We start from the raw sequence: 25184 nt of genomic DNA on the forward strand, positions 1-25184 counted from the left end.
CGAGGACGTCGAACCATCCCCGACTCGCGGGCGCACGCCCTACTGCTATGGTCATGATCAAATCCTCTAGCGATACTTAAAAGTGCAGAATGTCTAGAGTGAACGAGTTTATATGTCTAAATATAATAGGAGAAATCAGATTTTTTACAAAGCGAAACGTAGTGTCTCAGCAGAGTTTTCATCAAATGTAACGCTAAGTTCCTATTCAGTAAGGCGTTACAGCATTTGAAGAATTTCTTCAGTTCCTGAGAGAAAGCTAAGCTTGATAAGTAATTCTGCTCAGCTTCACAAGCGCTTACGAAATGTTGTAAGTACTATACTAATTGTGGTTACTTGCAGGATTGTTGGTTGTGCCGGAATTTCTTTATTTCGAGTTTAAGTTCCGTGTCAAGACCGGCTCTTCCGTTTTGCGGCTAACTTTAGAATTTCTTAAGGCAATCGTAAGTTTATGACGGCACAGACCACGACTGATACCCCCGTTCTACGATCGCAGGTGTTGGGATCTAGGCGGCTCAGCAACTATTGGTGGGCGAGCATCGTCTCCATTGGGGCAACGGGATTCTTTTTAGCTGCCCTTTCTAGCTACACGAAGGTTAACCTGTTGCCGTTTGCCAACCCCACTCAACTGGTCTTTATTCCTCAGGGCATCGCGATGGGATTTTACGGGACCGCAGGAATTCTGCTGGCTCTTTATCTGTGGCTGACGATCGCGTGGGATTTGGGAGGAGGCTACAACGAATTTAATAAGGAAACAGGCGAAATTACTATTTTTCGCTGGGGGTTTCCGGGTAAAGATCGCAAGGTTGAGCTGAAGTCTAAAATGGCTGATGTTCAAGCCGTTAAAGTGACGCTGCGAGAAGGCATCAACCCGCGACGATCGCTCTATCTCAAGATCAAGGGAATGCGTGATATTCCGCTCACTCGTGTGGGACAACCAATGGCACTATCTGCGTTAGAAAATCAGGCAGCCGAGCTTGCACGGTTCTTGAGTGTACCGCTTGAAGGATTCTAGAGTTTACATTGGTTTGAATTGAACGAGGATTTGAGTTGAACGGGTTAACTAGCCTTAATCTCTGTGATCCTTGTTCAGTATTACTCTGCTGTTCTCTCGCCGTCTTCACGACCACCATCTGAACAGAATGTGCGTAAGATGTTGAGGTGATTTGTTCAAAGGATATGAAAATGCAGACAGACCTCCGTAATTGGCTTCTATCTACGCTTGCAGTGACGCTCTTTGCAATTGCGGGCTGCAATACCCAAGATGGAACATCAGCTACGCCGACTGGTACTTCTTCCGCCACGCCGACCCCGAGCGTTACAGCAAGCGCTGCTCAATCTGGCTTGCCGCGTTTAGAGGGGAAAGCAACCGTTGTGATGACAGTGAAAGGCTCGCCAATCACGCTTGAGGTTGACGGAACAAATGCCCCAATTACGGCAGGTAATTTTGTCGATTTGGTCGAGAAGAAAGTCTATGACGGGCTTGTGTTTCACCGGGTTGTGCGGGAGCCACAGCCATTTGTGGTTCAAGGTGGCGATCCTCAAGGGAAGAATCCAAACTTCCCATTAGAGCAGTTGGGAACTGGAGGATATGTTGATCCTGCCACCTCTCAACCTCGGAATGTCCCGCTTGAAATTAAGCCAGAGAATGCAGCCGAACCGATCTACGGCAAAACCCTTGAAGGCGTTAAGCCGAAGCTGAAACATACTCGCGGAGCGTTAGCAATGGCGCGATCGTCAGATCCAGATTCTGCCTCGTCTCAGTTCTACATTGCTTTGGCAGATCTAACCTTTTTAGATGGAAACTATGCTGTGTTTGGCAAAGTGACGCAAGGCATGGAAGTGGTCGATAAAATTCAGCAGGGCGATCGCATTGAGTCTGCTAAGGTGACGCAAGGGCTAGAGAACCTCAAAACGGGTGCTGCAACTCCTTCGGCCAGTCCTTCTGCTAGTGCAAGTCCAACAACGACCCCGTAAATGGATGTTGTTGTCACTGGAATTGGGCTGGTTTCAGCGTTAGGTCATTTAGAGCAAACCTGGACAGGGTTGGTAGAAGGTCGCTCAGGCGTTCATCTCTGCCAACCCTTCTCCGATTTAAAGCCGTATCCTCTAGCGCTGATCGAATCTTCTCCGACCGATCTCCTGAGTTTGACTGAGCGAGTCCTGCAGGATTCGCTGCACGATGCGAAACTAAAACCTCCATTACTTGATTGTGGGGTTGTAATCGGGTCGAGTCGGGGCAATCAGGCACAGTGGGAAAAACTGACTGCGAATCGAGAGGATTTGAGCGGTTGGCTCAACGCGTTACCAAATGCGGGCGCGATCGCAGTGGCTCAACAAATCCAAACCCAATCGATCGTGCTTGCCCCGATGGCTGCGTGTGCAACGGGAGTGTGGGCGATCGCACGAGCCGCAGAGTTAATTCGGGCGGGGGAAGTAGAACGGGTGATTGCGGGAGCCATTGAAGCGCCGATTACGCCGTTAACATTGATTGGATTTGGGCGAATGGGCGCGTTAGCCAAAACGGGGGCCTATCCGTTTGATGGTGATCGTGAAGGACTTGTTTTAGGCGAAGGCGGCGCGATCTTCGTTTTAGAATCGGCAGAAGTCGCGAAACGACGAGGAGCAACGGTTTACGGGCAAGTGTTGGGATTTGGACTAACGGCAGATGGCTATCATGTCAGCACGCCAAAGCCGGGAGGTAGCAGCGCGATCGCCGCCGTTCAGCAGTGCCTAACCCGAAGCGTGTTAGCGCCTCAAGACATCGACTACATCCACGCCCACGGGACAGCAACTCAATTAAATGACCAAAACGAAGCTCATTTAATTCAAACATTGTTTTCGCCGCGAATCTCTGTTAGTTCGACGAAAGGATCGACAGGACATACGCTAGGAGCCTCAGGCGCATTAGGCGCAGCGTTCTGTCTAATGGCGTTAAAGCACCAAGTTTTACCGCCAAATGTTGGGTTAACGCACCCTGAATTTAATTTGGCATTTGTGAGAACCGCTCAAGCGGCTCGGGTTCGGAATGTTCTTTGCTTTAGCTTTGGCTTTGGCGGACAGAATGCCGCGATCGCGTTTGGCGGTGTCTAACTTGTCTTCAAATGACCCGATTACCCTTCGGGTTGCGAAGCAAATCGCGCTACTGTAAGCATGAGAAACAGGTTAAGACTGGTGCTATGTCATTGACTGAAGAAATTTTGGCTCACATTCCAGGAGATGCGATCTCAGGTTTACGTCGCGCTGATGGCTTATGGAAGTCTTTGCGAGAGGGGACATTACCGATTCCTACAGTCGTTCAGGAAAGCGATCAAGATCTAGAACGCATTGAGTGGGACGTGATCATTTCGGGTGGTACTCTCGGAATTCTAATTGGGGCAGCGCTGGCAAAAAAAGGGTGGCGAGTCGCGTTGATTGAGCGAGGAGTTTTGCAGGGACGGGATCAAGAGTGGAATATTTCTCGCAGAGAATTAGCGGTATTTGTCCAATTGGGATTACTAACCGAGCCGGAATTAGCGATCGCTGTCGCCACCGAATTCAATCCTGTCCGAATCAGTTTTTCTCAAGACTCAGAAATTTGGGTCAAAGATGTTCTAAACGTTGGTGTTGATCCAATTTATTTACTCGAAACGCTGAAGTCGAGATTTCTTCAAGCAGGTGGAAAGCTAATTGAAAACACCGCGTTTGAGCAGGCGACTGTTCATCCAAACGGAATTTGTGTGACAGCAGGAGAAGAACTGCGTGGGCGGCTTCTGCTCGATGCGATGGGACATTTTTCTCCTGTTGTTAGACAAGCAAGGCAAGGACAAAAACCGGATGCGATGTGTCTTGTTGTGGGAACCTGTGCTGAGGGTTTTTCTAAAAATGACTCCGGGGATCTCATCGCCTCGTTCACACCCATTCAAAATCAGTGTCAATATTTTTGGGAAGCGTTTCCGGCGCGAGATGGCAGAACGACCTACATGTTTACCTATGTGGATGCAGACCAAGGTCGTCTGTCGCTAGAAGAATTTTTTGAAGAGTATCTGCGCCTGCTTCCCCAATATCAGAGCGTTGACTTAACTCAACTGAACTGGAAGCGGGCATTATTTGGATTTTTTCCTTGTTATCGTGACAGTCCATTAACCTTGTCTTGGAATCGAATTCTACCTGTTGGTGATAGTAGTGGTAGTCAATCCCCTCTCAGTTTTGGCGGCTTTGGCGCAATGGTGCGTCATCTCAAACGATTGACCAAAGGAGTTCATGAGGCTCTAGAGGCGGATTTGCTAAACCGTCAAGCGTTGTCATTATTACAGCCCTATCAACCCAATCTTTCAGTCACCTGGTTATTTCAACGAGCCATGAGTGTTGGCATGAATCAAACTGTGTCACCGAATCAGATCAACCAGTTGTTGACAACTGTGTTTGAGGAAATGGCACAATCTGGAGAGCAGGTTCTCAAGCCCTTTTTGCAAGACGTTGTGCAGTTTGTACCCCTTGCGCAAACATTGTTGAAAACAGGATTGTCGCATCCAAGATTGGTGCTAAATATTCTTCCTCACGTTGGCCTCTTGAATCTGCTCAATTGGATGATGCATTTCAGTACTCTAGCGCTCTATTCTGTTTTGTATTCCGCTACCGAATTGCTGCGCCCGTGGATTAAAACCTTATCTCCAACTCAGCAGTACTTCTGGAATGGCAGGCTTCAGGCTTGGAAGTATGGTTCGGGTGGCGACTATTTAGAGGACTAGAGGCTAGAGGACATGGAATTTTCGATCGCACGGCAGCAATTTTTTCAAGAAGTGCGCCAGCCGGATGAGCACATCAATCTTGAAAAAGCAGCGCTCTATATGGCTCAGGAAGCAAGACCTGATCTAGATGTAGATGCCTATTTAACTAAACTCGATGCGATCGCAAATGCTATCCAACCGCACCTGCCCCAAGAATCCTACCCGCTGCGGGTCGTCCAACTAATCAATCATCATTTGTATGAGGACTTAGGGTTTGTTGGGAATGAAACCGACTATTATGATCCCCGCAACAGTTTCTTAAATGACGTTATTGATCGCCGTACCGGAATTCCAATTACGCTGTCATTACTGTATCTCGTGATCGCAAAACGTCTAGCCTTTCCAATGGTGGGGATCGGAATGCCAGGACATTTTCTGATTCGTCCTGATGTTGAAGAAATGGAACTGTTTGTCGATGCCTTTCATGGAGGCGAAATTTTATTTTTGCAAGACTGCCAAAATCGGTTGAATCAGATGTATAGTCAACCTGTAGAGATGCAGCCGCAGTTTTTTGAAGCTGTCACAAATCGGCAATTTCTGGCCCGAATGCTGACGAACCTAAAACATATTTATCTCAGTCGAGGTGAGATTAGCGCTTGCTTGTCGGCAATCGAACGAATTCTGATTCTCTTTCCCGACGCGCCGTTGGAATTGCGCGATCGTGGTGTGATTTATTTTCGCACCGATCGCTGGATTGAAGCTCGCCAAGACTTAGAACGCTATTTAACCCTAATGCCATTGGCTGAAGATCGAGAAATTGTTCAAAACCTACTAATCCAAATCGAGAATTCTTCATAGTCCTTGCTGAAGTTTTTCAGCAACTTGCTTGAGCCGTTGTAATTGAGTTTGCATGTCTGCTTCCGTCCATTTTGCTGCAAATGTGTTGAAGCCAAATTTGATTAGTGGATTGGGGATCTCGAATTCAAAGCGATTGATTAAGCAAGTGCCTTGAGATTGAGGCTGACATTCCCAGCGATCGCGCCCCTGAAAAAATCCTTCAAATTGCCACACAATCAGTCCAGGTTCTCGTTCCACGACAACGTTGCTTAAGGTCGGCCGTAGCACTGGAACTTGAAGCACAAATCGACTTTGAGCGCCCACTTGGGTAGACCAATCTCCGATCGGTTCGCACCGAAGTGCTGGATTTAACCAACGATGCATTAGCATCAAATCCGTAAAACATTGCTCTACGATCGCGGCAGTTGCGTTGACTAAAATGGACTGTTCAAATACTTCTAAATTTGACATTTTAAGGTATTATCTCCGCACGATTTGTCAAAGATTGAGTTGAGATCTACCTCTCCAACTAGAGATCTAAGCTAGAAAGACAATCCTACAAGATAGCCTTCTCTTCGCTCAAGAAATACATCTCAAGCATGAGGAAACCCAATTAATAATCATGGCATTCTCGTCATGCAGCGTGACTTTGACAACTAAGTTGATACTGAGGAAAAAAAGAGTTACTTTAAGTCGGTTGCGAAAACTCATTGAACGCTAAAAAAGTATTTCCAGAGTCTTTTCTCTTTCTAGAGATAGTCGTACTCTGAGGATGCAACCTACTCTCTGCTGGCCGTTTTTTACTTGATTTCGCGCATCCTGGGGGACGACACTTGTACATTAACTGCGTATACAAGCGGATTACCTAATTCTGGATGACTACTTTACCTTAAGTAGCGATCGCGCGGCTCGTTTAACTTAATAGATAGAGGCTAATTAGACCACCATGAACGAACTTTGGCAAATTGGATCTGCCACAGGACTGCATCTGCTACCGGGGCTTGATCCGGTGTTGATGCAGGCTAGAACAGACGCTCCCCTGCCCCCCTACTCAAACTATTTTCCAGGAATTGGCGCGAATATTGGTGATGTTGTCATCAAGCTAGTCGGCGCGATCGCGGTGCTCTTGCTTGGTTGGCTGATCGCTAGCATTGTCTCCAAGGTTGTCAACAGTTTGCTCAAGAAAACGAGCGTTGACAATCGGATTGCAGATTGGGCAACGGGTCACTCTGGTCGAAGGACAAACTTTAACGTCGAGGGACTCATCTCCTCAGTGGTGTTCTGGATCATCATGATCTTGGCGCTGGTTGCCTTCCTCAACGTTCTCAACCTGACGACCGTTTCGCAGCCTTTAAACAATTTCCTGAATCAGATTTTTGCGTTTCTGCCTCGCTTAGGCTCTGCCGCTATTTTGGCGGGTGTAGCTTGGTTAGTGGCAACGTTGGCTAAAACCGTTGTGATTCGCACATCTCAATCGTTTGGGCTTGACGAGCGCGTTGCAGGTCAGAATGATGACCCACTGGCAACCAATTCATTTGCCTTGAGCGAGACGCTTGGAAATGCGCTGTATTGGTTTGTCTTCCTATTTTTCTTGCCCCTGATTTTGGGCGTTTTGGATCTGCAAGGGCCGCTTCAGCCGGTTCAGAACTTGCTGAACGACATTTTGGGAGCGTTGCCCAACATCATCAAGGCGATCGCAATTGCAGCGATCGGTTGGTTAATTGCTCGCGTGGTTCGAGGCGTAGTAACGAACTTGCTGTCGGCGACGGGGACAGATCGTTTGGGACGGCAGTTTGGCATTGGTCAGGCGACAGGGGGACGGACGCTCTCTTGGCTGATTGGCACGATCGTGTATGTGCTGGTTTTAATTCCGACGGCTACGGCGGCGCTGGATGCTCTACAAATTCCAGCGATTTCGGGTCCAGCGACTTCGATGCTGAATCAGATTCTCAATTCGTTGCCCCTAATCTTTACGGCAGCGGCGATTCTAGCGATCGCATATGTCATTGGCAAGTTTGTTGCAGATTTGGTCTCCAGCATTCTATCTAGCGTTGGATTTGATAACGTATTTTATTGGCTGGGTCTGCAATCGGCTCCCTACACGCCGAGAGTTCCGCCGACGCAGTACGATACTGAGTTTCCGACGGGAGAAACGATTATTCAAGACACCGATGCTCTCCGGAAAACGCCGACGGTGCGATCGCCGTCTGAGATTGTAGGCGTGATTGTTTTAGTGGGCGTCATGCTGTTCGCCACGGTTGCCGCGACCAATATTCTCAACATTCCAGCGTTAACCGCGATCGTCAGTGGTTTGCTGCTGGTCTTTGGACGAATTTTGGTCGGCTTGGTCGTGTTTGCGGTTGGTCTGTATCTGGCAAATCTGGCGTACAGCCTGATTACGAGTTCGGGTTCGCGGCAGTCAAGAATTTTGGGTCAGACGGCTCGGGTTGCCATTATTGGGTTGGTGTCAGCGATGGCACTCCAGCAGATGGGAATTGCAACGAACATTGTCAACTTGGCGTTTGGTTTGTTGCTGGGCGCGATCGCGGTGGCGATTGCAATCTCCTTTGGTCTGGGAGGTCGCGATGTTGCGTCTGAGCAGTTGCGTGAGTGGCTGAAGGACTTTAAGCGTTAGAGTTGACTCTCCTTATAGTTCAAGGAGCGCTCGGCGAGTCCGAAGCGCTCCTTTTTTTATGTGGCAGCGGATTGGGTAACAGATGTGGCGGATGCTTGAGGCGAAGTTTTGCAATGGACAAAAAGAATCTACCTGTCCTATCTGTTACATCCGCTATCAAATCCGCTGCCAATGAAAGCGTCAGTTCTATATCAATCAATGGATTCTAGATATTGATCATCGAGCAGAAAGGAACCTTTGCTAAACCGGATGCCCCAATATCCGCCGGGACGACGATCGAGGACGATGCCTTCTTCTCCGACTCGAATGAGTGATGCTGGACGGAGCATCGGCATGGGATCGGCAGTCTTGACATAGGGCGGAAGTGCGATCAGACGAACTTTGGAGCCGACCTGAAATTCTTTTGACATCGGCGGAGATGAAATAGAGGGGTACTCTTCTTAGTAGAGCAGGTCTGATGGCAAATTCGCAGCCTATTTAGACGGAAATTCTGGGGTTGCAGCGATCGCTAGCTCGGCTAAAGAGGGATAGATCTGGATCAATCCTGCTTCAGATCGGAATGTTTCTGTTTTGAACAGGACGGTTCCTGTTTGAGATCGGAATGCTTCTGTTTGAAACAGGAATCATTCTATTTGAGATCGAAACGTTCCGGCTTTAAATAGGAATCGTCCTGTTTCAAATAGAAATGACCACTTCGTGAAGCAAAGCGATCGCATTACAACATAGAACGATTGCTTTGCAAGCTCCGTAGGATCGCATTTTTTCCTCATCAGTGCTGTTCTCTGTAGAAAATTTGGACATTTGCGGAACATCTTTGATTCTTGAGGTAGAAAAGATATAGCCCTTACTTGAATTAGTTATGGTAGAGCCTGCATCAACGTTGACGGCTGCTATATTGATCGATCTTGCGTTTAGAAAACTGGTTGAAGCGGGAGCGGGTGAAGTCGGCAAGAAGTTTACCGAGACTGCTCTGAAACGAATGGACGACTTGCGACAGGCGATCGTGGCTCGGTTGCGGGGACGATCGGAGAAAGTGGATGAAGCATTGGCTAAATTGGAGCAAGGGGACAAGTCGGGATCGGAAACGGTGGTTAAGAATCTCGATGTCGTGATGGATGAGTATCCTGAGTTTGCGAATGAATTGAAAGCGATCGCACAAGAAATTAATGCTGGGAAGCTGCAAGACAATAGCAGCATGACGCAAAACGTTTATGACAATGCGACGGGCATTCAGGCGAAGGCAGAACAGGGAGGAACTCAATACATTGGGACACATCAGTATTTTGGAACGAACCCCTGAGAGCATTCGTCGGCATCCGGCTCCGACAAAGTAACGCCGTTATATGAAATTCCTTATACCGCGTCTCCTAATTTCGTAGGACGCGCAAAGGAGCTTGAAGATCTGCATCAATTTCTCACATCATCGGAAGGTGCGGTAATTTCTGCCGTAGCTGGAATGGGTGGCGTGGGCAAAACTCAGCTAGCGGTGCAGTATGCGACTCGACATAAGCAAGATTATGGGGGCGGCATCTATTGGCTAAACGGGCGAACGGGTGATTTGGCGACTCAGATTCTTCTGAAAGCAGAATTCGATCAGCAGTTGGAGGGATTGGCGGCAGCGAAAGAGCAATATATCGATCTCGAACAGTTGGTGCAATGGTGCTGGAGGCATTGGACGCCGAATGAAACGACGCTGGTGGTGTTGGATGACATTCCCGAGTGGGCAAAGTGTCGATCGTATTGTCCAAAAGAGGCTCGGTTTCGGGTGCTGGTGACGACGCGCCGAAAAGATGTATTGCCCAACTTTCCTCGGATCGATCTGGAGATGCTGCAACCGCCAGAGGCGCGATCGCTGCTGGCAGGTTTGGAGAAACATGGACGAGTTAATAAAGATTCAGAACTGGCAGACAAACTTTGTGAGGGATTGGGCTATTTGCCGTTGGGGATCGAGCTAGTCGGCTGCTATCTTGCCAGAGATCGACACACTACGCTCTCGCAAGTTTGGGAACGGCTGCAAGCAAACGGAATGCAAGACCCGGCACTGGAGCGATCGCAGGAGGATGAAATTACAGCAGAACGGGGCGTGAGAGCGGCGTTTGTGCTGACGTGGGAAACGCTGGATGCGGATGAACAACAGGTTGCCCGATTGCTGAGTTACTTCGCGCGCGATTGGATTTCTTGGAATCTGGCGGAATGGATGATGCAGCGTGTGGAAGGAGAGGCGTACCTGCTGGGAGAACGGAAGGCGCGGTTAGAGAATGCGTCCATCGTGCAGATTGAAAAGGATGCTCCTGGGGTGTGTCGATTGCATCCTTTGATTCGGCAGTTTTTGCAAGAACAGGAAGCGGAGGCTGTTAAAACCGTAGACGAAGCACCGTTACGATCGGCATTTGTGTTGGTAATGAGTGCGATCGCAGGCCGAATGCCACATAACCCACCGACGAAGGATATTGAGTGGTTTTCGGGAGTACGATCGCATGTTCAAGAAGTTGCAGACCACTACACAGAAGGATTGGAAGGAGGTGATCTGCTGTGGTCGTTTATTGGACTAGCGCAATTTTATGCAGGACAGGCACTCTTTACTGAAGCGGAACATTGGTGTGCAAAATGTTTGGAGGTGACGCAACGGCTGTTCGAGGGCAACCACCCGGATGTGGCATTGAGCCTGAACAGTTTAGCAGGTCTCTACTATTCACAAGGACGCTATAGCGAGGCAGAACCGTTGTACGAGCAAGCGTTGGCGATGTATCAAGTGCTGTTTGAGGGCGACCACCCAGATGTGGCATTGAGCCTGAACAACTTAGCACTTCTCTACTATTCACAAGGACGTTACAGCGAGGCAGAACCGTTGTACGAGCAAGCGTTGGCGATGCGGCAAGGGCTGTTTGAAAGTGACCACCCGGATGTGGCAACGAACCTGAACAACCTAGCACTTCTCTACGAGTCACAAGGACGCTACAGCGAGGCAGAACCGTTGTATGAGCAAGCGTTGGCGATGCGGCAAGGGCTGTTTGAAAGTGACCACCCGGATGTGGCAGGGAGCCTGAACAACTTAGCCTATCTCTATGAGTCACAAGGACGCTACAGCGAGGCAGAACCGTTGTACGAGCAAGCGTTGACGATGTATCAAGTGCTGTTTGAAGGCGACCACCCGAATGTGGCATTGAGCCTGAACAACTTAGCCAGTCTCTATCGGTCACAAGGACGCTACAGCAAAGCGGAAACATTGTACGAGCAAGCGTTGACGATGTATCAAGTGCTGTTTGAGGGCGACCACCCAGATGTGGCATTGAGCCTGAACAACTTAGCAGGTCTCTACAATTGGCAAGGACGCTACAGCGAAGCGGAACCGTTGTACGAGCAAGCGTTGGCGATGTTCGAGAGAATGCTGGGAACCAATCATCCCCATACGAAAACGGTGCGAGAAAACCTAGCGGAATTTCGTCAGAAAACGCAGATGAGCGATCGACACCTGCGATCAACAGATCACCAACTGCGATCGAGCGATCGTCGCCCTCTCCGCCGCTCTTTCCTGCATCAACTCTTGCGGCAAATTAAACGATTCATCGGACAGGTGATGCGATTTGTGTTTCATTGAGAATCGAGACCGCGATCGCAAGCTACTGCTATCCTCATTCACTGCTGCAAAATCTCAATCAGTTTTGCAATCACCTCATCTAATTTCTCAGCCTTTACCCGCCCCACCTTAGACAAGATGATTTGTTGATCGGCTGTAAACAAACGATTAGGACGAATATTGCTACTTTGCCTGAGACTCCCTAAATCGAAGTCGCTGTTCTCAACAGCGATCGCATAATTATCAGAAATAGACTGACTGATGATTTGACACAGAATTAAATCCTCTCCGCGCAACCCGGCAACCACCCACGCCGGACGTTTCTTCGATTGCGTCAAATCAGAGAAAGGAAACGGAACCACAACCACGTCGCCTTTTACAAATCTTGCCACGCTTCATCTTCCTCTGGTCTGAGCCAATCTCTGGCTAATGCAGACTCACTTAGCAGACTCACCTCAAGTTTCTCCTGAGAATGCTTCGTTTGCAGAACCTTTAGAAAATCGAACACCTCATCCAGCAAATCATCTGGCATCTGTTCAATTTCTTGAATCAATTGCTCTCTCGATCGCATGTTCAACGTATCCAGAAACATCACTACATAGAGGCATTGTATGTCTGAGCAGGGCAAACAAGCGACACTTCAGTTAGTGGAATCTATAAGTCCATCAACGAATACTATTGACCGATTACTAACTGCAATCGTCCGGGCTACCCTCACCCTTACCCTCTCCCGCAGGAGAGGGAACAAGAGCAAGATTAGCTTCTGAGGCTGAAGACGAAAGATCTATGACACTTACGGAGCCTGCCAAATTCGCTCATGATAGTCCGACAGCTTCGCGTAAGGATCTACACTTTCATGCCCATGCGCGTGTCCATGCCCATGATGGTGATGATGATCATGCCCATGATCGTGCGAGTGATCATGCCCCTTCGACACCGCCGCCAACCGGAACTTACACATCTCACAATTCATCGCCACCTGTCCCAACTGCGTCTCAATCTCGCGATCGCGCAAAATCGAGAACAACTGAGGATGAATTCCCATTTCAGGCAGATTCACAATCTCCGTTTCTGGATACCGCTCCCGCATCTGAGCCGTCACATCATAAATCTTCTTCACCAGCGTTCCAGTAAACAAGAAATGTGGCAAAACGATCACCCGCTTCGGCTGATAAAGCTGCGCCCGTCGAAATCCTTCCTCCAACCGAGGATGAGTGATCCCAATAAAACACACCTCAACCGTCTGATATCCGCTTCCTTCCCAGACAATCCTCGCTAACTTATACACATCTCCATTGGCATCCGGGTCACTCGCCCCCCGTCCCACAAACAGCAGCACCGTATCTTCCCGCCGAATCGTGGAATTATCGAGTTCAGCCAACCGCGATCGCCACAACTCCAAAATTCCCGGCGTAATTCCAAAATGTCGCCCATAGTGAAACTTCACTTGTGGGTGTCGTTGTCTCGCGCGATCGAGTTCATTCGTCACGTCAAACTTGTTATGTCTCGCCGCAAACAACAGAATTGGCAACACCGAGAACTCTGTGAATCCTTGCTCCACGCATCGATCCACCCCTTCCTGAATCGTCGGTTCAGTCAGCTCCAGAAAACACGGCAACACCGGACGACTGCGATCGAGGGCCTGATACGCCTCCGCAAAATCCATCAGGCTCTGTCGTCCATCCGTATCGCGAGTTCCGTGCCCAATTAAGAGCAACGGACGTTGAATCGGCAGTGGCGGGAGCGCCAGCGATGCGATCGCCTCTTGTTCCCAAGCAAAATCATCAAGCGTTAGAGTCAACATTTTAAGTCCCTTTTCCTGTGCAACGCAGGAAATAGAGTGAATAAGCAGCAATGCAGGTGTTCTGGCTTAGAACAGGGATGAGGGATGAGGGATGAGGGATGAAAATAGCAATTTTGAACCAGGCGTGAACAGCCCAAGATTTCACAACTCAAATCCGTTTGCTATAAATTCACCCTTCATCCCTCATCCTTCATCCCTCATCCCTCACAGTTGCGGCACAGCACCGGACTCTCACCGGACTTCCCCTACACTAATACGGTTCACATGTGCTTTGTTATCTTACCTTGACCGCCATTTCTGCAAATCCTATGGGAGGGGATTCCGAAGCTGAAGAAGACAATTAAACAGCCTATTAGTTCTACAATCCCCCGTTCTACAAGATCAAGACGACAGATAGGTGTATCCGCTCAAGCTCCGCTCGTAGTTTTGCAACAGCAACTGCGACTCTTGCAATGTAATGCGCCCGTCCTCCAGTGCTTGTTCTGTCTGACGCCGAATACTCTCAATCAAATCATCCACATCGTACTGAACATAACCTAGGACTTCCTTCATCGTGTCGCCTTTCACAACATGCTCAATCTGATAATTCTTCGGCGTCAGATGAATGTGAACAGTGTTCGTATCCCCAAACAAATTATGCAAGTTGCCCATAATTTCTTGGTATGCCCCATTGAGAAACATCCCCAAGTAATACGGCTCGCTCGGCTTCAATGCGTGTAATTCAAGCACCGACTTTACATCACGCAAATCAATAAACTGATCAATCTTGCCGTCGCTATCACAGGTGAGATCCGCCAATGTTGCCCGCTTTGTCGGTTCCTCAGTTAAACGATGAATCGGCATAATCGGGAAGAGTTGATCGATCGCCCAGCTATCTGGCGCAGACTGAAAAACCGAGAGATTCATGTAATAGATCGACGCCATGATTTTCTCTAAGTCTTCAAGATCATCAGGAACGTATTCTAGCTGACGTGCGATCGCTAGAATCTTCTGACAGCAGGCCCAATACAGGCGCTCTGCCCGCGCCCGCTCTGTCAACGTCAGTTGTCCAAATCCAAACCGACTGACCGCCTCTTCTTTGAACTCCGTCGCATCGTGATACATCTCCTGAAAGTTCTCGGCATTAATCGAGCTATAGGTTTCATAGAGATTGCGAACGGTAAGCGACTCGTCATCTTGCAGAGGTTCGGGTTCTTCAGAAGACACGTCACTCGTTCCCAACACATCAAACACCAGAACCGATTGATGCGATGCGATCGCTCGTCCGCTTTCACTCACTAAAGTCGGTACTGGAATTGCCGCGATCGAGCAAGCATCTTTAATCGCCGCCACAACATCATTGGCGTAGTTCTGAGTGCTGTAATTTTTAGAAGCATGAAAATTCGTGCGAGACCCGTCATAATCGACACCCAAACCACCGCCCACATCGAGATACTGCATATTTGCACCCAGTCTCGATAGCTCCACATAAATCTGTCCCGCTTCCCGCAGCGCCTCTTTGAGCACACTAATCGCCGAAATCTGAGACCCAATGTGGAAATGCAACAACTGCAAACAATCCAGCATGTCTGCGGCTTTCAATTGGTTCACTGTGTTAATCACTTCAGGAACCGTTAACCCAAATTTGGCGCGATCGCCTGCCGAGGTTCCCCACCGTCCGATGCCTTTCGCGCTCAGTTTCGCCCGCACACCCAAAATTGGCTTGATCCCCAGCTTACGGCTCGCTTCGATCACCAAGTCCACTTCTTCGATTTGCTCTAAAACGATGATCGGAGTTTTTCCTAATCCCCGCGCTAGCATTGCGGTCTCTACATATTCTCTGTCTTTATAGCCATTACAGATCACTAATGCTCCTGGCGTCTTTAGCGTCGCTAACGCAATCATCAATTCTGGTTTAGACCCTGCCTCTAAACCAAACTGGTGAGGCTTACCGAAGCGCACCAAATCTTCAACCAAGTGACGCTGCTGATTGCATTTAACCGGAAACACTCCTTTGTAAATGCCGCCATAGCTGTAGCGTGCGATCGCTCTTGCAAATGCCGCATTAATCCGCTCGATCCGATCCTCCAAAATATCTGAAAACCGAATTAATAGCGGTAGACCTAAATTGCGTTGTTTGAGCGCATTCACCAATTCAAACAGATCGAGCGACCCGCCGCGATCGCCTCTAGGGGAAACCGTTACATGACCCGCCGCATTAATCGAAAAGTAAGGATCACCCCACCCCTCAATTCGGTACAAATCCTCACTATCCTCAATTGTCCAAGCCTGCTTTGCATCGGGAGAAACGCTAACGGCTTTCCGTCCGTTCACCTCTAAGTTTGGTTCACGGCTCAGATTATTTGCGTCTTTTTTGGCGATCGTGGAACGTTCTCCCATCATGCGGCTCCCCCAGTAATAGTCTCAAGTGATAGTCTCAATCGAATGCCAGTCTATCGCACCGTTGCAAAAATCGAAGTCAGTCACAAGACGTTAATAGAGGAGATCACACATCAGAAGTCTCAATGGCTGATTTCAGACGAAAACATTAGAGACTGCCCTCTTCATTACCTGTGCCCTCTCACCCGTTCTAGGCTAATCTGGTCTTTGTAAAAATCAGTAATTTTTTTGGGAGTCCCAGCTTGGAACGCACCTTTTTAGCCATTAAGCCCGATGGAGTTCAGCGCAAACTCATTGGTGACATCATCAAACGGTTTGAGACGAAAGGATTTACGCTCGTCGGTCTTAAATTCATGAGCGTTAGTCGCGAATTGGCAGAACAACATTACGACGTACACAAAGAGCGCCCCTTCTTTAGTGGATTAGTCGAGTTCATCACGTCCGGCCCAATTATTGCAATGGTCTGGGAAGGCGATGGCGTCGTTGCTGCCGCTCGAAAAGTTATTGGCGCAACCAATCCGCTAACAGCAGAACCGGGAACGATTCGAGGCGATTTTGGCGTCAGTATCGGACGCAACCTAATTCATGGTTCCGATGCGATCGAGACGGCTCAGCGTGAAATTGCCCTGTGGTTCAAAGACGAAGAGTTGGTGAATTGGCAACCCACACTCACCGCTTGGACTTACGAATAACTCAAGCGGCTTTATTAGCAAAGGGCGACTGAATTCAGTCGCCCTTTGCTTTTTTATTTAGCGTTCTTCCCCGACTTCAACTGCCGAGTTCTCTTCCAACTCAACTGTCGGACTCTTTTCAAACTCAATGGCGTCTCCCTCAGCGGCTACCAACTCGGTTTCTTGGGCTTTACGCTCTGAAAAGCCCCAAGCAAACAGCAGCCCAATCATCGAAATCATCAGCCATTCTGGTGGTACAAGACTGTCATTTACCACCCGCAGTAAGAGGCGGAGTCCGACCAAGGCGACCGTTAAATATCCTGCATCTTCAAGATGAGAATATTCTCCTAACCAGCGAATAAATAAGCCTGCCATAAACCGCAGGGTAATAATGCCAATTGTGCCTCCGATCAGAACGAGCCAAATTTCATCAGAGACCGCGATCGCAGTCGTGACACTATCCAACGAAAACGCCAGATCGGTAATTGCAATCACTGGGATCGCTTGCCACAGCGATGCGAATCGAGGTTCACGGTGCTGCTCGTCCTCGCTCTCTTCGGGCTTGGATCTGAAATATTGGAACACGAGCCACAACAAGTACAGCGCTCCTGCCAACTCAAATTGCCAGAATCCAATTACCCGTGAAGCGAACACAATCAGCGTCATCCGAAGGACGTAGGCAAACACTAAGCCAATGTTTAGCGCTCGCTTTTCAAGTTCGAGATTTTGCAGTCCTTGGACTAAAGCTGCTAGCGCGATCGCATTATCGGCGGACAACACCGCTTCTAGCGCCACCAAAACAGGCAACAGCAGTAGGGTATGAGCACTAATGGGATGGGGAGAATTGAACAACTGATCTAGCATTTAAAGCTCAACAAAATCACGACGCAATAACTACAAAGGCAAGAGACACTCAACCATGCCACTATATACCCATTCACCAGCCTAGCTTTTTCATGCTAGATTCTGCTCGTAACCAAAATAACCCTCTAGAGGCGCATTGACCACTCAAGGGTGACTTCGCGTCCTCTCAAAGCGTTGCCGCAGAGAGTCCCTCTGTTGCATCTTGTTACAAAGACTTTCCGAAATGAGCATTTTAGTTGAAATTGAGGAACTATAACGCTGAGATAAGGAGTTTCACAAACTATGTCTTTATCGGATACCCAGATTCTAGTTGCTTTGGTCGTTGCCCTGATTCCAGGGGTACTCGCCTTCCGGTTAGCAACCGAACTGTATAAGTAGGTTCCTCAACTAGCGCATGGCAGGAAGCTTGACTTGCATTTACTCTCAACCTTGAAGAGCGATCCAAAAAACTTTGCGATCGTTTTAACAAGTCCGAGTAAACTAGCAAGGCTCGTTTCCTGTCAGACTGGAGGTTTCGTGTTCAGACAGGAACGTTAGAAAGCTACTTAGTTCACCCGTACTTCTTGATTTTGAGTCATAGATTTGCGATTTTGGATTAACTCTGTGTATAAGAGTAAATTTGCTCGTCGTGATCGACTCAGTAGTTTGCTCAAGAGTGCGGAGCCGGTTTTGCACGCAAGACGCGAAGCGATGAATTGAGTCCTAAAATCGCCCATCATACTTTTGTTTCTATTCGGCAATGCTTTCTCGTTACTTTTTCTGTTTGTTGACACGTTGTTGAACCCATGAGCGCACTGCCTTTACCCAAGCCCCCTGCCCGACAGCCGACTAGAACCCCTCGTTCTAGTCCCCAAGCCTACCAACAGCGCCAACAGCGTCACCATCAAGCGCTTGCGTTTGAAGCGACTATAAAAATTGGTGTGAACTTAGTTATCTCTGGAGCCGCGATCGCTGCCTTGATACAGCTTCTTCCCTACAGCGCTGCCCAGCAAACTAAACTCAAAGAAATTCAGGCTGAAGTCAAAACGACGAACGAACGGGTCGGAAAAGTGAAGGTAGAATTCAACCACTACTTTGATCCGCGTCAAACGAAGACCATTATTCAAGAGCAAACTAATCTAGCCGACCCCAATCAGAAGATTGTCGTGTGGGAGCCCGAATCAACTCCCGCTGAGAATCCGTAAATTAGCAGTTCGTTAGTTCGTTTGCAACTTCTAGAAGGTCGAGGGACGGCACCTCGGCTTTTTTTGCGGAAGAAATGTTAGATCGGCATGCTCTAAATGCAGGGATCGAATATCTTTCCTCAATTTGTAATCTATGTATCTTGTATCTCTCGTCAGAGTGTCTACAATAAGTTTGTTCAACTTTATGTAACGAAACTAGACCGCACTTACTGCCCTAAAGAAATAAAGATTTAGAAAGTTCAGTAAGTTCACTCATTTTATTTAAAGAAACATTAGGCAAACTAGTGGCGTCTGTTAAGATATATGAAGGTACCGACACATAAAAGCTCTACTCAACTTAATTTAGGTGTCGCTTCCGATCAGACTAGTTGTCCATAGCTGCTTCATCCTTTCTACAGCAACCGTTGGACATTCGCTAACCCTCTGAACTTTTGTCCCGTTTGAGGATCGCCAATCAAATGAGTTTCCAACAACTTGATCGCCTCGACTCCCCTAGCCAAGATCCAAAAGAGCATAACGTTACCCTTGCCGGATGGATTTTGCTACCTAACCCTACAGAAGGCGAGTATCCTGTTCAACCTACCCAAACGTCCAAATCCAATTTGTTACAGTCTTTCCGACAGAAGATTGACCACATTGAAGTCCGTAGTAATCGATTTGCTCATTCTGTTTGTAAGCTAGTTCCTGCTCAGTGCCCTTTTGAGCGCGACGTAAAGCTTTTTGGGAAGACGCTGTTTCACATTCCGCCCCTCTGCAAGCTAAATCCTTTTTACGAAGAAGTTGTAGGCTTGCGGTTTCGAGCATTGTGCTATCTAGCCGATGAATGTGGAGAAGACATTAGCTGCTATTGCTAAGAAATTTCCATCTTGGCAGTCCGTATTGACAGAGATTAAAAGATCGCTATCTGAGTTCGTTCATCAATGAACTATAGGTAGCGATTTTTTGCGGTTTATATAAAATGCCGCACTACCGTTAGGCATCATGTTCCTCTTTCAATTTCAAAGTCTACAAATTTTTATCTTTGCAAAATAGCTTTGTAGTTCTTTTGTACTAAACTAGATAACGATGGGCGCTCTGATCTTATTTTGCGAGTTTGATCAGTTCAACTCTATATACAATAGCCAATAAAAGAAGACCACTCAGAGAATAAACGCTGGGTGCTGTAGTCTTAAACTGAGAAAGAGGCAGGAAACGGCATGGCGATTATTGCTCTCAAAGCGTGGTATTTAGAACAGTATGAACCCATCCGGGACTTAAAGAAGCGGCCCCATGACTTGAGATTGAGTAAAAATAGTCTGTTGAAATCGGGGCTTCGGGCAGACTTTCTGGAAGACAGTTCAGAGGTTGAAAAATCGGTTTGGTTTGGGCGCTATCTCGAGGGCGAAAGCGTCGAGTTTTATATTGAAGGAAGCGGTGGATACGCAATCTCTAACATCGATCTCTCTAGCCACGAAATCTATTTTTCAAAGCAAGAAGTGATGGCCTCTCTAGAGCCAGAGATTTTCTTGTGCTACCAAACTGAGTTTTCAGAATCGAGCGAGCTTTTGCGCGATGAGCTAGGCAACATCATTGAGAGCCTGAATCGGCGATCGCGCCTTCCTCTAACCTTGAGAGAATCTCATCGTCTCTCAGATGGCCCGATTCGGATCAACAGCAGTTTGATGCGATCGATTCGCCAGTGCCTATTATTTGTTGCCGATGGAACGGCTATTGCCGAGATCGCTGGCTCGCCTTCGTTGTTGATCCCCAGTCCCAATGTCTGTGTCGAAGCCGGATATGCGCTACAAGCCAAGCGCACTGAGCAAATTTTGTTGACTCAGATGGAGCGATCAGATCTACCGGGACAGTTTCCATTTGATTTGCCCAGCCAAAATCGATTGGTCTTTAAAGATAAGGCGCAACTGCGGAAACTCTTAGCAAAAACCGTCGAGGCGCAGTTGCAACGATTTAATTTGTTCTCGTAGGCTGGCTCTCTTAAGAAAACTACGAAACGCTACGATCGGCATCTTTAAACGTTCTAGAATAGCGGTCTGTTATTGAATGCGATCGCCATCTGCGCCATTCCATTCCGCACTACGAACTACACCTTACTACGATGCCGGACAATCTTAAGAGTCAAGCGATTACCCAAGGCGTGCAGCGCTCTCCAAATCGCGCCATGTTACGCGCTGTTGGCTTTAACGACGAAGACTTCACTAAGCCCATTGTGGGGATTGCTAACGGACATAGCACGATTACCCCCTGCAATATGGGAATTCAACCCCTCGCAAACCGTGCCGAAGCGGGAGTTCGAGTGGCGGGTGGAATGCCTCAGATGTTCGGTACGATTACGATCAGTGATGGGATTTCGATGGGAACGGAGGGAATGAAATATTCTCTCGTGTCGCGGGATGTGATTGCAGATTCGATCGAGACCGCTTGCATGGGTCAAAGCATGGACGGCGTTCTAGCGATCGGGGGCTGCGATAAAAATATGCCTGGTGCGATGATCGCGATGGCACGCATGAATATTCCTGCCATTTTTGTCTATGGTGGCACGATCAAACCCGGACATTTAAGCGGGAAAGATCTCACCGTTGTTAGCTCGTTTGAAGCGGTTGGAGAATATAGCGCTGGCAAGATTTCTCAAGAGACGATGCTAGAGGTCGAGCGTCATGCTTGTCCTGGTGCTGGCTCTTGTGGGGGTATGTATACCGCGAATACGATGTCCTCGGCTTTTGAGGCGATGGGGATGAGCTTGATGTATTCCTCCACAATGGCGGCTGAGGATGCCGAAAAACAGGACAGCGCAGAAAAGTCAGCCCATGCACTGGTCGATGCGATTCGGAATCAGCGTTTGCCGCGTCAGATCATTACCCGCCAATCGATTGAAAATGCGATCGCGGTGATCATGGCAGTCGGTGGCTCGACGAATGCAGTATTGCACTTCTTAGCGATCGCTCATGCTGCCAATATTGATTTCACGCTCGACGATATTGAACCGATTCGCGCTCGTGTTCCCGTTCTATGTGACCTCAAACCGTCGGGGCGCTATGTTGCAACCGATCTGCACAAAGCAGGCGGCATTCCTCAGGTGATGAAAATGCTGCTGGCGCATAACTTATTGCACCGAGATTGCATCACCATTAACGGACAGACGATTGAAGAGTTGCTGAAGGACATTCCTGAAGAACCGCGCTCCGACCAAGACGTGATTCGTCCCTGGAATAACCCGATGTACCCGCAAGGACACTTGGCGATTCTGAAGGGCAACTTGGCAACTGAGGGCGCAGTGGCAAAAATTACAGGTGTTAAGAAACCGCAGATTACTGGGCCTGCACGAGTTTTTGAGTCTGAAGAAGATTGTCTGGATGCAATTCTAGCAGGCAAGATTGGTGTGGGCGATGTGGTGGTGATTCGCTATGAAGGCCCGAAAGGGGGGCCTGGAATGCGCGAAATGCTGGCTCCGACCTCGGCGATTATCGGGGCTGGATTAGGCGATGCGGTAGGGCTGATTACCGATGGTCGCTTCTCGGGGGGAACCTACGGAATGGTGGTCGGGCACGTTGCACCAGAGGCATTTGTTGGCGGGACGATCGCGCTGGTGCAGGAAGGTGATTCGATCACCATTGATGCTAGGGCGCGATCGCTAGAACTGCATGTCTCGGAAGACGAGTTAGCCCGTCGGCGTGCGGCTTGGACTCCTCCCGCGCCGCGTTATACCAGAGGGGTGCTGGCAAAGTACGCCAAGCTAGTGTCGTCGAGTAGCCTGGGTGCGGTCACAGATCTGGGTTTGGGGTAGAAAAGATGGGAAGAGCGATTGCCTAGTGCGATCGCTTTTCTGTTTATGTCCTTTGGTGCGATGTTTGCAGAATTGAGCAATCTTATTTTGCGCAGCAATTCAGTAGCCAAAGGCATGAATTCAGGTCTAAATGGCAACGTTGACCGTTTTAACTCAACAGGGCGAGTTCTGATCTGAAAGGTTCGCCTTCTGATCCTGGAACTCCGCCTTCTGATCCTGGAACTTCGCCTTCAGATCCTGGAACTTCGCCTTCAGATCCCGGAATTCCGCCTTCAGATCTCGAAACTTCGCCTTCAGATCTCGAAACTTCGCCTTCAGATCTCGGAACTTCGCCTTCTGATGCTGGAATTCCGCCTTCAGATCTCGAAACTTCGCCTTCAGATCTCGGAACTCCGCCTTCAGATCTCGGAACGTCAAGCTTTCTACTCCAAAGATGAAGCTCAAATCTCGGAACGTCGAGCTTTCTACTCCAATCTTGAAGGTCTGATCTTAAAGGGTTAATGTAGGTCTTGCACCAGTTGCCACAAAAGAGTTAGCAGCGGATTCGATCAGTACATAAACACAGAAAACTGCATATCCAGAGTTCCAATTTCTTCGAGAACTCGGAAATTTTTGCACATCACTTATTGAACAACGTTCAGTCTCGACTCTTCTAGACCCGACTCTTTCAGACCCGACGTTTCTTAGAGGTATACAGATGACATTGCTGAAGAAATCGAGCGGGTAAATTGGGAGTTGCGCCCCAATGGAGATGAAGATAGGAGGCGTGGAGGTGAGGAAGACGCCACCCTTCTGAAAAAGGTTGCGGCGTCGTGGAATATGGAGAGGAAAGATCAAACAGAGGAGCTTCGGAACTAGGTGTTAGGTGCGATCGATGAAATTCGTGACCCTGAACAATCTCGCCCTGAAGCATCAGAGGAGTGTTGTGCAGGGCTTGAGCCTTACGGTAGCCAAGCGTGAGCCGTTTACCCATTACAGCAGTCGTCGGCAGAATACCGACCATTGGGAAAGAATGATTCGAGAAATCGGTTAAGCGATCGCACAAATACATCAGTCCGCCACACTCTGCAACCGTCGGCATTCCCGATTCAATCGCCGCCTTGACAGAGCCACGCATCGTCTCATTGTCTGACAGCGTTTGAGCAAAGACTTCAGGAAAGCCACCACCAAAATAGAGTCCGTCGATATCAGCAGGCAACGTTGTATCGTGCAGGGGACTCCACGGGACGAGTTCTGCACCGAGATGCTGGAGCAAATCTAAATTGTCAGGATAGTAGAAATTGAAGGCGGCATCTTGCGCGATCGCAAGGCGGACGGGGGAGGGAGGGATGAGGGAGGTCTTCGACCCGCTTCGCGAGGAGGGATGAGGGAGGTCTTCGACCCGCTTCGCGAGGAGGGATGAGGGATGAGAAAGGTCTTCGACCCGCTTCGTGAGGAGGGATGAGGGATGAATTGAGCGTGAAATCAATAAGGCTTTTAGCGGCGACCAGTCGAAGCAGGTTTGTCCTAAATCAGCCAAGCGATCGATGAGCGAATCGAGATCCTTTAGTTCGTCAGTTGGGATTAGACCTAAGTGACGATCGGGGATCTGAATCTGATCGTCTCGATGTAAGACTCCAAGAACGGGAATGTTGAGCGGTGCGATCGCGGCTTTCAGTAATTCTAGATGGCGATCGCTGCCGACTCGATTTAGTACAACACCCGCAAATTCTAATCGGGGATCAAACGAGCGGTAGCCGTGTAAAATTGCCGCGATCGAGTGCGACAATCGGCTGCAATCGACCACCAATAGAATTGGCGCGTTCAGCAAGCGAGCAATGTGAGCGGTACTAGCAAAATCGGGTGTTCCAGCCGCTCCATCAAACAGCCCCATGACACCTTCAACTAGGGCATAGTCAACCGACTGAGTGTGAGCCGAAAAGCACTGCTGCACATAAGCTTCAGAGGTCAGCACCGGATCGAGATTTCGGCACGATCGCCCCGTCACATCGCGATGAAACATCGGATCGATATAGTCAGGCCCAACCTTAAACGATTGAACCGATAACCCCCACCGCTTCAGCGCCGCCAATAACGCCAGCGTGACGGTTGTTTTTCCAACCCCACTGCGATCGCCCGCAATTACAAGAACCATGAGTCAGCGAATCACCTAAGAAGTTGCGTTTCTAGAGTTGCGTTTCTAGAGTTGCATTGTCTCACACCCCGTTCATTCCCCACTCATTCAGTAGATCAGCCGCGAAATTAATCTATCTAAAGTAAACGTTTTCAAACGGAGCGAGTACGGTAAACTTCACTACCACAGGCAATATGCGCCCGTTACCATAAACCTAGTAAGGAAAAAGAGTTTTAGGAGCCATCCAGGATGCAAAGCACGTTCGATTCTGGCAAACGCAAACTGCTATCGTGTCTTAGTCATGCCGCTATCTTCTTCAGCACAACATTTCTCTCGATTGGAGCACCGATCGCAGTTTACTTCTTGTCAGATGATCCTGTGGTGAAGCAGAACGCGAAAGAGTCAATCAATTTCCATCTAAACGTTTGGTTATGGGGAACCGTGATTGGAGTACCGATCGCAATTCTGTCATTTATCACATTTGGATTGGGCGGGGTTCTATTCTTTCCAGTGATTGCTCTAGGATTTTTGGTTCATTGGGGTTTAACCGTCGTAGCGTTACTACACTGTCTTTCAAAACCGGATGAACCATACCGTTATCCATTCATCTTCCGATTGTTTTAGAGAAAGATG

The 25184-nt window shown here is 48.6% G+C and carries 24 protein-coding genes; 15 read left to right on the forward strand and 9 right to left on the reverse strand.

Annotation, left to right across the window (positions count from 1 at the left end):
- Nucleotides 1-448: 448 nt before the first annotated feature.
- The 5 genes from AC5JLB_RS01855 (at nucleotide 449) to AC5JLB_RS01875 (ending at nucleotide 5564) form a co-directional block, all read left to right on the forward strand.
- Nucleotides 449-1012, forward strand: a complete 564-nt coding sequence (locus AC5JLB_RS01855; RefSeq protein ID WP_495872158.1) for a photosystem I assembly protein Ycf4 — start codon at nucleotides 449-451, stop codon at nucleotides 1010-1012.
- Nucleotides 1013-1182: 170 nt separating this feature from the next.
- Nucleotides 1183-1974, forward strand: coding sequence for a peptidylprolyl isomerase (locus tag AC5JLB_RS01860; protein ID WP_495872159.1), 792 nt, complete (start codon nucleotides 1183-1185; stop codon nucleotides 1972-1974).
- On the forward strand, nucleotides 1975-3090 hold the full coding sequence (locus AC5JLB_RS01865) for a beta-ketoacyl-ACP synthase (protein ID WP_495872160.1): 1116 nt from the start codon (nucleotides 1975-1977) through the stop codon (nucleotides 3088-3090).
- Between the two features lie 86 nt (nucleotides 3091-3176).
- A complete protein-coding gene (locus tag AC5JLB_RS01870; RefSeq protein WP_495872161.1) occupies nucleotides 3177-4727 on the forward strand; it encodes an FAD-dependent oxidoreductase in 1551 nt (516 codons plus the stop codon).
- 12 nt (nucleotides 4728-4739) lie between these two features.
- Complete coding sequence (locus AC5JLB_RS01875) at nucleotides 4740-5564, forward strand: SirB1 family protein (RefSeq protein ID WP_495872162.1); 825 nt, start codon at nucleotides 4740-4742, stop codon at nucleotides 5562-5564.
- Here AC5JLB_RS01875 and AC5JLB_RS01880 read toward each other — a convergent pair.
- Nucleotides 5559-6014, reverse strand: a complete 456-nt coding sequence (locus AC5JLB_RS01880; protein WP_495872163.1) for an SRPBCC family protein — start codon at nucleotides 6012-6014, stop codon at nucleotides 5559-5561. The two genes, AC5JLB_RS01875 and AC5JLB_RS01880, sit on opposite strands and share 6 nt — an antisense overlap.
- Nucleotides 6015-6489: 475 nt before the next feature.
- On the opposite strand from AC5JLB_RS01880, the gene AC5JLB_RS01885 reads away from it, so the two are divergent.
- A complete protein-coding gene (locus tag AC5JLB_RS01885; protein WP_495872164.1) occupies nucleotides 6490-8178 on the forward strand; it encodes a mechanosensitive ion channel in 1689 nt (562 codons plus the stop codon).
- Between the two features lie 191 nt (nucleotides 8179-8369).
- Here AC5JLB_RS01885 and sipA read toward each other — a convergent pair whose 3' ends face one another.
- Complete coding sequence (gene sipA / locus AC5JLB_RS01890) at nucleotides 8370-8588, reverse strand: regulatory protein SipA (protein ID WP_495872165.1); 219 nt, start codon at nucleotides 8586-8588, stop codon at nucleotides 8370-8372.
- Between the two features lie 449 nt (nucleotides 8589-9037).
- On the opposite strand from sipA, the gene AC5JLB_RS01895 reads away from it, so the two are divergent.
- Together AC5JLB_RS01895 and AC5JLB_RS01900 are read left to right on the forward strand one after the other, a co-directional pair.
- The gene (locus tag AC5JLB_RS01895; protein ID WP_495872166.1) at nucleotides 9038-9478 is read left to right on the forward strand and encodes a hypothetical protein; all 441 of its coding nucleotides are present in this window, start codon (nucleotides 9038-9040) and stop codon (nucleotides 9476-9478) included.
- A gap of 48 nt (nucleotides 9479-9526) precedes the next feature.
- Nucleotides 9527-11776, forward strand: coding sequence for a tetratricopeptide repeat protein (locus AC5JLB_RS01900; RefSeq protein WP_495872180.1), 2250 nt, complete (start codon nucleotides 9527-9529; stop codon nucleotides 11774-11776).
- Nucleotides 11777-11814: 38 nt separating this feature from the next.
- On the opposite strand, the gene AC5JLB_RS01905 is transcribed toward AC5JLB_RS01900, so the two are convergent.
- From AC5JLB_RS01905 to speA, 4 genes are all read right to left on the reverse strand, one after another.
- Nucleotides 11815-12147, reverse strand: coding sequence for a type II toxin-antitoxin system PemK/MazF family toxin (locus AC5JLB_RS01905; RefSeq protein ID WP_495872167.1), 333 nt, complete (start codon nucleotides 12145-12147; stop codon nucleotides 11815-11817).
- On the reverse strand, nucleotides 12132-12326 hold the full coding sequence (locus tag AC5JLB_RS01910) for a DUF2281 domain-containing protein (RefSeq protein ID WP_495872168.1): 195 nt from the start codon (nucleotides 12324-12326) through the stop codon (nucleotides 12132-12134). The genes AC5JLB_RS01905 and AC5JLB_RS01910 overlap by 16 nt, the downstream gene beginning before the upstream one ends.
- A gap of 222 nt (nucleotides 12327-12548) precedes the next feature.
- Nucleotides 12549-13559 (reverse strand): sirohydrochlorin chelatase, encoded by a 1011-nt coding sequence (locus AC5JLB_RS01915; protein ID WP_495872169.1) that lies wholly within the window; start codon nucleotides 13557-13559, stop codon nucleotides 12549-12551.
- A gap of 381 nt (nucleotides 13560-13940) precedes the next feature.
- Nucleotides 13941-15941 carry a biosynthetic arginine decarboxylase gene (gene speA / locus AC5JLB_RS01920; RefSeq protein WP_495872170.1) on the reverse strand — a complete coding sequence of 667 codons (2001 nt, stop codon included), beginning with the start codon at nucleotides 15939-15941 and terminating at the stop codon, nucleotides 13941-13943.
- Nucleotides 15942-16180: 239 nt separating this feature from the next.
- Between speA and ndk the strand changes: the two genes are divergently transcribed.
- Nucleotides 16181-16630 carry a nucleoside-diphosphate kinase gene (gene ndk / locus AC5JLB_RS01925; protein ID WP_495872171.1) on the forward strand — a complete coding sequence of 150 codons (450 nt, stop codon included), beginning with the start codon at nucleotides 16181-16183 and terminating at the stop codon, nucleotides 16628-16630.
- A gap of 57 nt (nucleotides 16631-16687) precedes the next feature.
- Here ndk and AC5JLB_RS01930 read toward each other — a convergent pair whose 3' ends face one another.
- Nucleotides 16688-17473: a TerC family protein gene (locus AC5JLB_RS01930; RefSeq protein ID WP_495872172.1), complete on the reverse strand. Its 786-nt coding sequence runs from the start codon at nucleotides 17471-17473 to the stop codon at nucleotides 16688-16690.
- A 282-nt stretch (nucleotides 17474-17755) separates the two neighbouring features.
- Here AC5JLB_RS01930 and psaM point away from each other — a divergent pair, with 282 nt between their 5' ends.
- From psaM to ilvD, 5 genes are all read left to right on the forward strand, one after another.
- Nucleotides 17756-17851, forward strand: a complete 96-nt coding sequence (gene psaM / locus AC5JLB_RS01935) for a photosystem I reaction center subunit XII (protein WP_495693032.1) — start codon at nucleotides 17756-17758, stop codon at nucleotides 17849-17851.
- Nucleotides 17852-18258: 407 nt separating this feature from the next.
- Nucleotides 18259-18657, forward strand: coding sequence for a slr1601 family putative cell division protein (locus tag AC5JLB_RS01940; RefSeq protein WP_495872173.1), 399 nt, complete (start codon nucleotides 18259-18261; stop codon nucleotides 18655-18657).
- 458 nt (nucleotides 18658-19115) lie between these two features.
- Nucleotides 19116-19511: a Mo-dependent nitrogenase C-terminal domain-containing protein gene (locus AC5JLB_RS01945; protein ID WP_495872174.1), complete on the forward strand. Its 396-nt coding sequence runs from the start codon at nucleotides 19116-19118 to the stop codon at nucleotides 19509-19511.
- A 342-nt stretch (nucleotides 19512-19853) separates the two neighbouring features.
- Nucleotides 19854-20621, forward strand: a complete 768-nt coding sequence (locus AC5JLB_RS01950; protein ID WP_495872175.1) for a hypothetical protein — start codon at nucleotides 19854-19856, stop codon at nucleotides 20619-20621.
- A gap of 131 nt (nucleotides 20622-20752) precedes the next feature.
- A complete protein-coding gene (gene ilvD / locus AC5JLB_RS01955; protein ID WP_495872176.1) occupies nucleotides 20753-22438 on the forward strand; it encodes a dihydroxy-acid dehydratase in 1686 nt (561 codons plus the stop codon).
- A 153-nt stretch (nucleotides 22439-22591) separates the two neighbouring features.
- Here ilvD and AC5JLB_RS01960 read toward each other — a convergent pair whose 3' ends face one another.
- The gene (locus AC5JLB_RS01960) at nucleotides 22592-22855 is read right to left on the reverse strand and encodes a hypothetical protein (RefSeq protein WP_495872177.1); all 264 of its coding nucleotides are present in this window, start codon (nucleotides 22853-22855) and stop codon (nucleotides 22592-22594) included.
- 250 nt (nucleotides 22856-23105) lie between these two features.
- Entirely contained in the window at nucleotides 23106-24572 is a 1467-nt protein-coding gene (locus AC5JLB_RS01965) for a cobyrinic acid a,c-diamide synthase CobB (protein ID WP_495872178.1), read from the reverse strand.
- A 228-nt stretch (nucleotides 24573-24800) separates the two neighbouring features.
- On the opposite strand from AC5JLB_RS01965, the gene AC5JLB_RS01970 reads away from it, so the two are divergent.
- The gene (locus tag AC5JLB_RS01970) at nucleotides 24801-25175 is read left to right on the forward strand and encodes a DUF4870 domain-containing protein (protein WP_495872179.1); all 375 of its coding nucleotides are present in this window, start codon (nucleotides 24801-24803) and stop codon (nucleotides 25173-25175) included.
- Nucleotides 25176-25184: the final 9 nt, after the last annotated feature.

Source organism: Myxacorys chilensis, assembly GCF_059505265.1.

What these genes read in the sequence shown, in the direction of transcription:
- AC5JLB_RS01855 (WP_495872158.1), top strand. Translation starts at nt 449, where the DNA reads ATGACGGCACAGACCACGACTGATACCCCCGTTCTACGATCGCAGGTG.
- AC5JLB_RS01860 (WP_495872159.1), top strand. Translation starts at nt 1,183, where the DNA reads ATGCAGACAGACCTCCGTAATTGGCTTCTATCTACGCTTGCAGTGACG.
- AC5JLB_RS01865 (WP_495872160.1), top strand. Translation starts at nt 1,975, where the DNA reads ATGGATGTTGTTGTCACTGGAATTGGGCTGGTTTCAGCGTTAGGTCAT.
- AC5JLB_RS01870 (WP_495872161.1), top strand. Translation starts at nt 3,177, where the DNA reads ATGTCATTGACTGAAGAAATTTTGGCTCACATTCCAGGAGATGCGATC.
- AC5JLB_RS01875 (WP_495872162.1), top strand. Translation starts at nt 4,740, where the DNA reads ATGGAATTTTCGATCGCACGGCAGCAATTTTTTCAAGAAGTGCGCCAG.
- AC5JLB_RS01880 (WP_495872163.1), bottom strand. Translation starts at nt 6,014, where the DNA reads ATGTCAAATTTAGAAGTATTTGAACAGTCCATTTTAGTCAACGCAACT.
- AC5JLB_RS01885 (WP_495872164.1), top strand. Translation starts at nt 6,490, where the DNA reads ATGAACGAACTTTGGCAAATTGGATCTGCCACAGGACTGCATCTGCTA.
- sipA (WP_495872165.1), bottom strand. Translation starts at nt 8,588, where the DNA reads ATGTCAAAAGAATTTCAGGTCGGCTCCAAAGTTCGTCTGATCGCACTT.
- AC5JLB_RS01895 (WP_495872166.1), top strand. Translation starts at nt 9,038, where the DNA reads ATGGTAGAGCCTGCATCAACGTTGACGGCTGCTATATTGATCGATCTT.
- AC5JLB_RS01910 (WP_495872168.1), bottom strand. Translation starts at nt 12,326, where the DNA reads ATGCGATCGAGAGAGCAATTGATTCAAGAAATTGAACAGATGCCAGAT.
- AC5JLB_RS01915 (WP_495872169.1), bottom strand. Translation starts at nt 13,559, where the DNA reads ATGTTGACTCTAACGCTTGATGATTTTGCTTGGGAACAAGAGGCGATC.
- speA (WP_495872170.1), bottom strand. Translation starts at nt 15,941, where the DNA reads ATGATGGGAGAACGTTCCACGATCGCCAAAAAAGACGCAAATAATCTG.
- AC5JLB_RS01930 (WP_495872172.1), bottom strand. Translation starts at nt 17,473, where the DNA reads ATGCTAGATCAGTTGTTCAATTCTCCCCATCCCATTAGTGCTCATACC.
- psaM (WP_495693032.1), top strand. Translation starts at nt 17,756, where the DNA reads ATGTCTTTATCGGATACCCAGATTCTAGTTGCTTTGGTCGTTGCCCTG.
- AC5JLB_RS01940 (WP_495872173.1), top strand. Translation starts at nt 18,259, where the DNA reads ATGAGCGCACTGCCTTTACCCAAGCCCCCTGCCCGACAGCCGACTAGA.
- AC5JLB_RS01945 (WP_495872174.1), top strand. Translation starts at nt 19,116, where the DNA reads ATGAGTTTCCAACAACTTGATCGCCTCGACTCCCCTAGCCAAGATCCA.
- AC5JLB_RS01950 (WP_495872175.1), top strand. Translation starts at nt 19,854, where the DNA reads ATGGCGATTATTGCTCTCAAAGCGTGGTATTTAGAACAGTATGAACCC.
- ilvD (WP_495872176.1), top strand. Translation starts at nt 20,753, where the DNA reads ATGCCGGACAATCTTAAGAGTCAAGCGATTACCCAAGGCGTGCAGCGC.
- AC5JLB_RS01965 (WP_495872178.1), bottom strand. Translation starts at nt 24,572, where the DNA reads ATGGTTCTTGTAATTGCGGGCGATCGCAGTGGGGTTGGAAAAACAACC.
- AC5JLB_RS01970 (WP_495872179.1), top strand. Translation starts at nt 24,801, where the DNA reads ATGCAAAGCACGTTCGATTCTGGCAAACGCAAACTGCTATCGTGTCTT.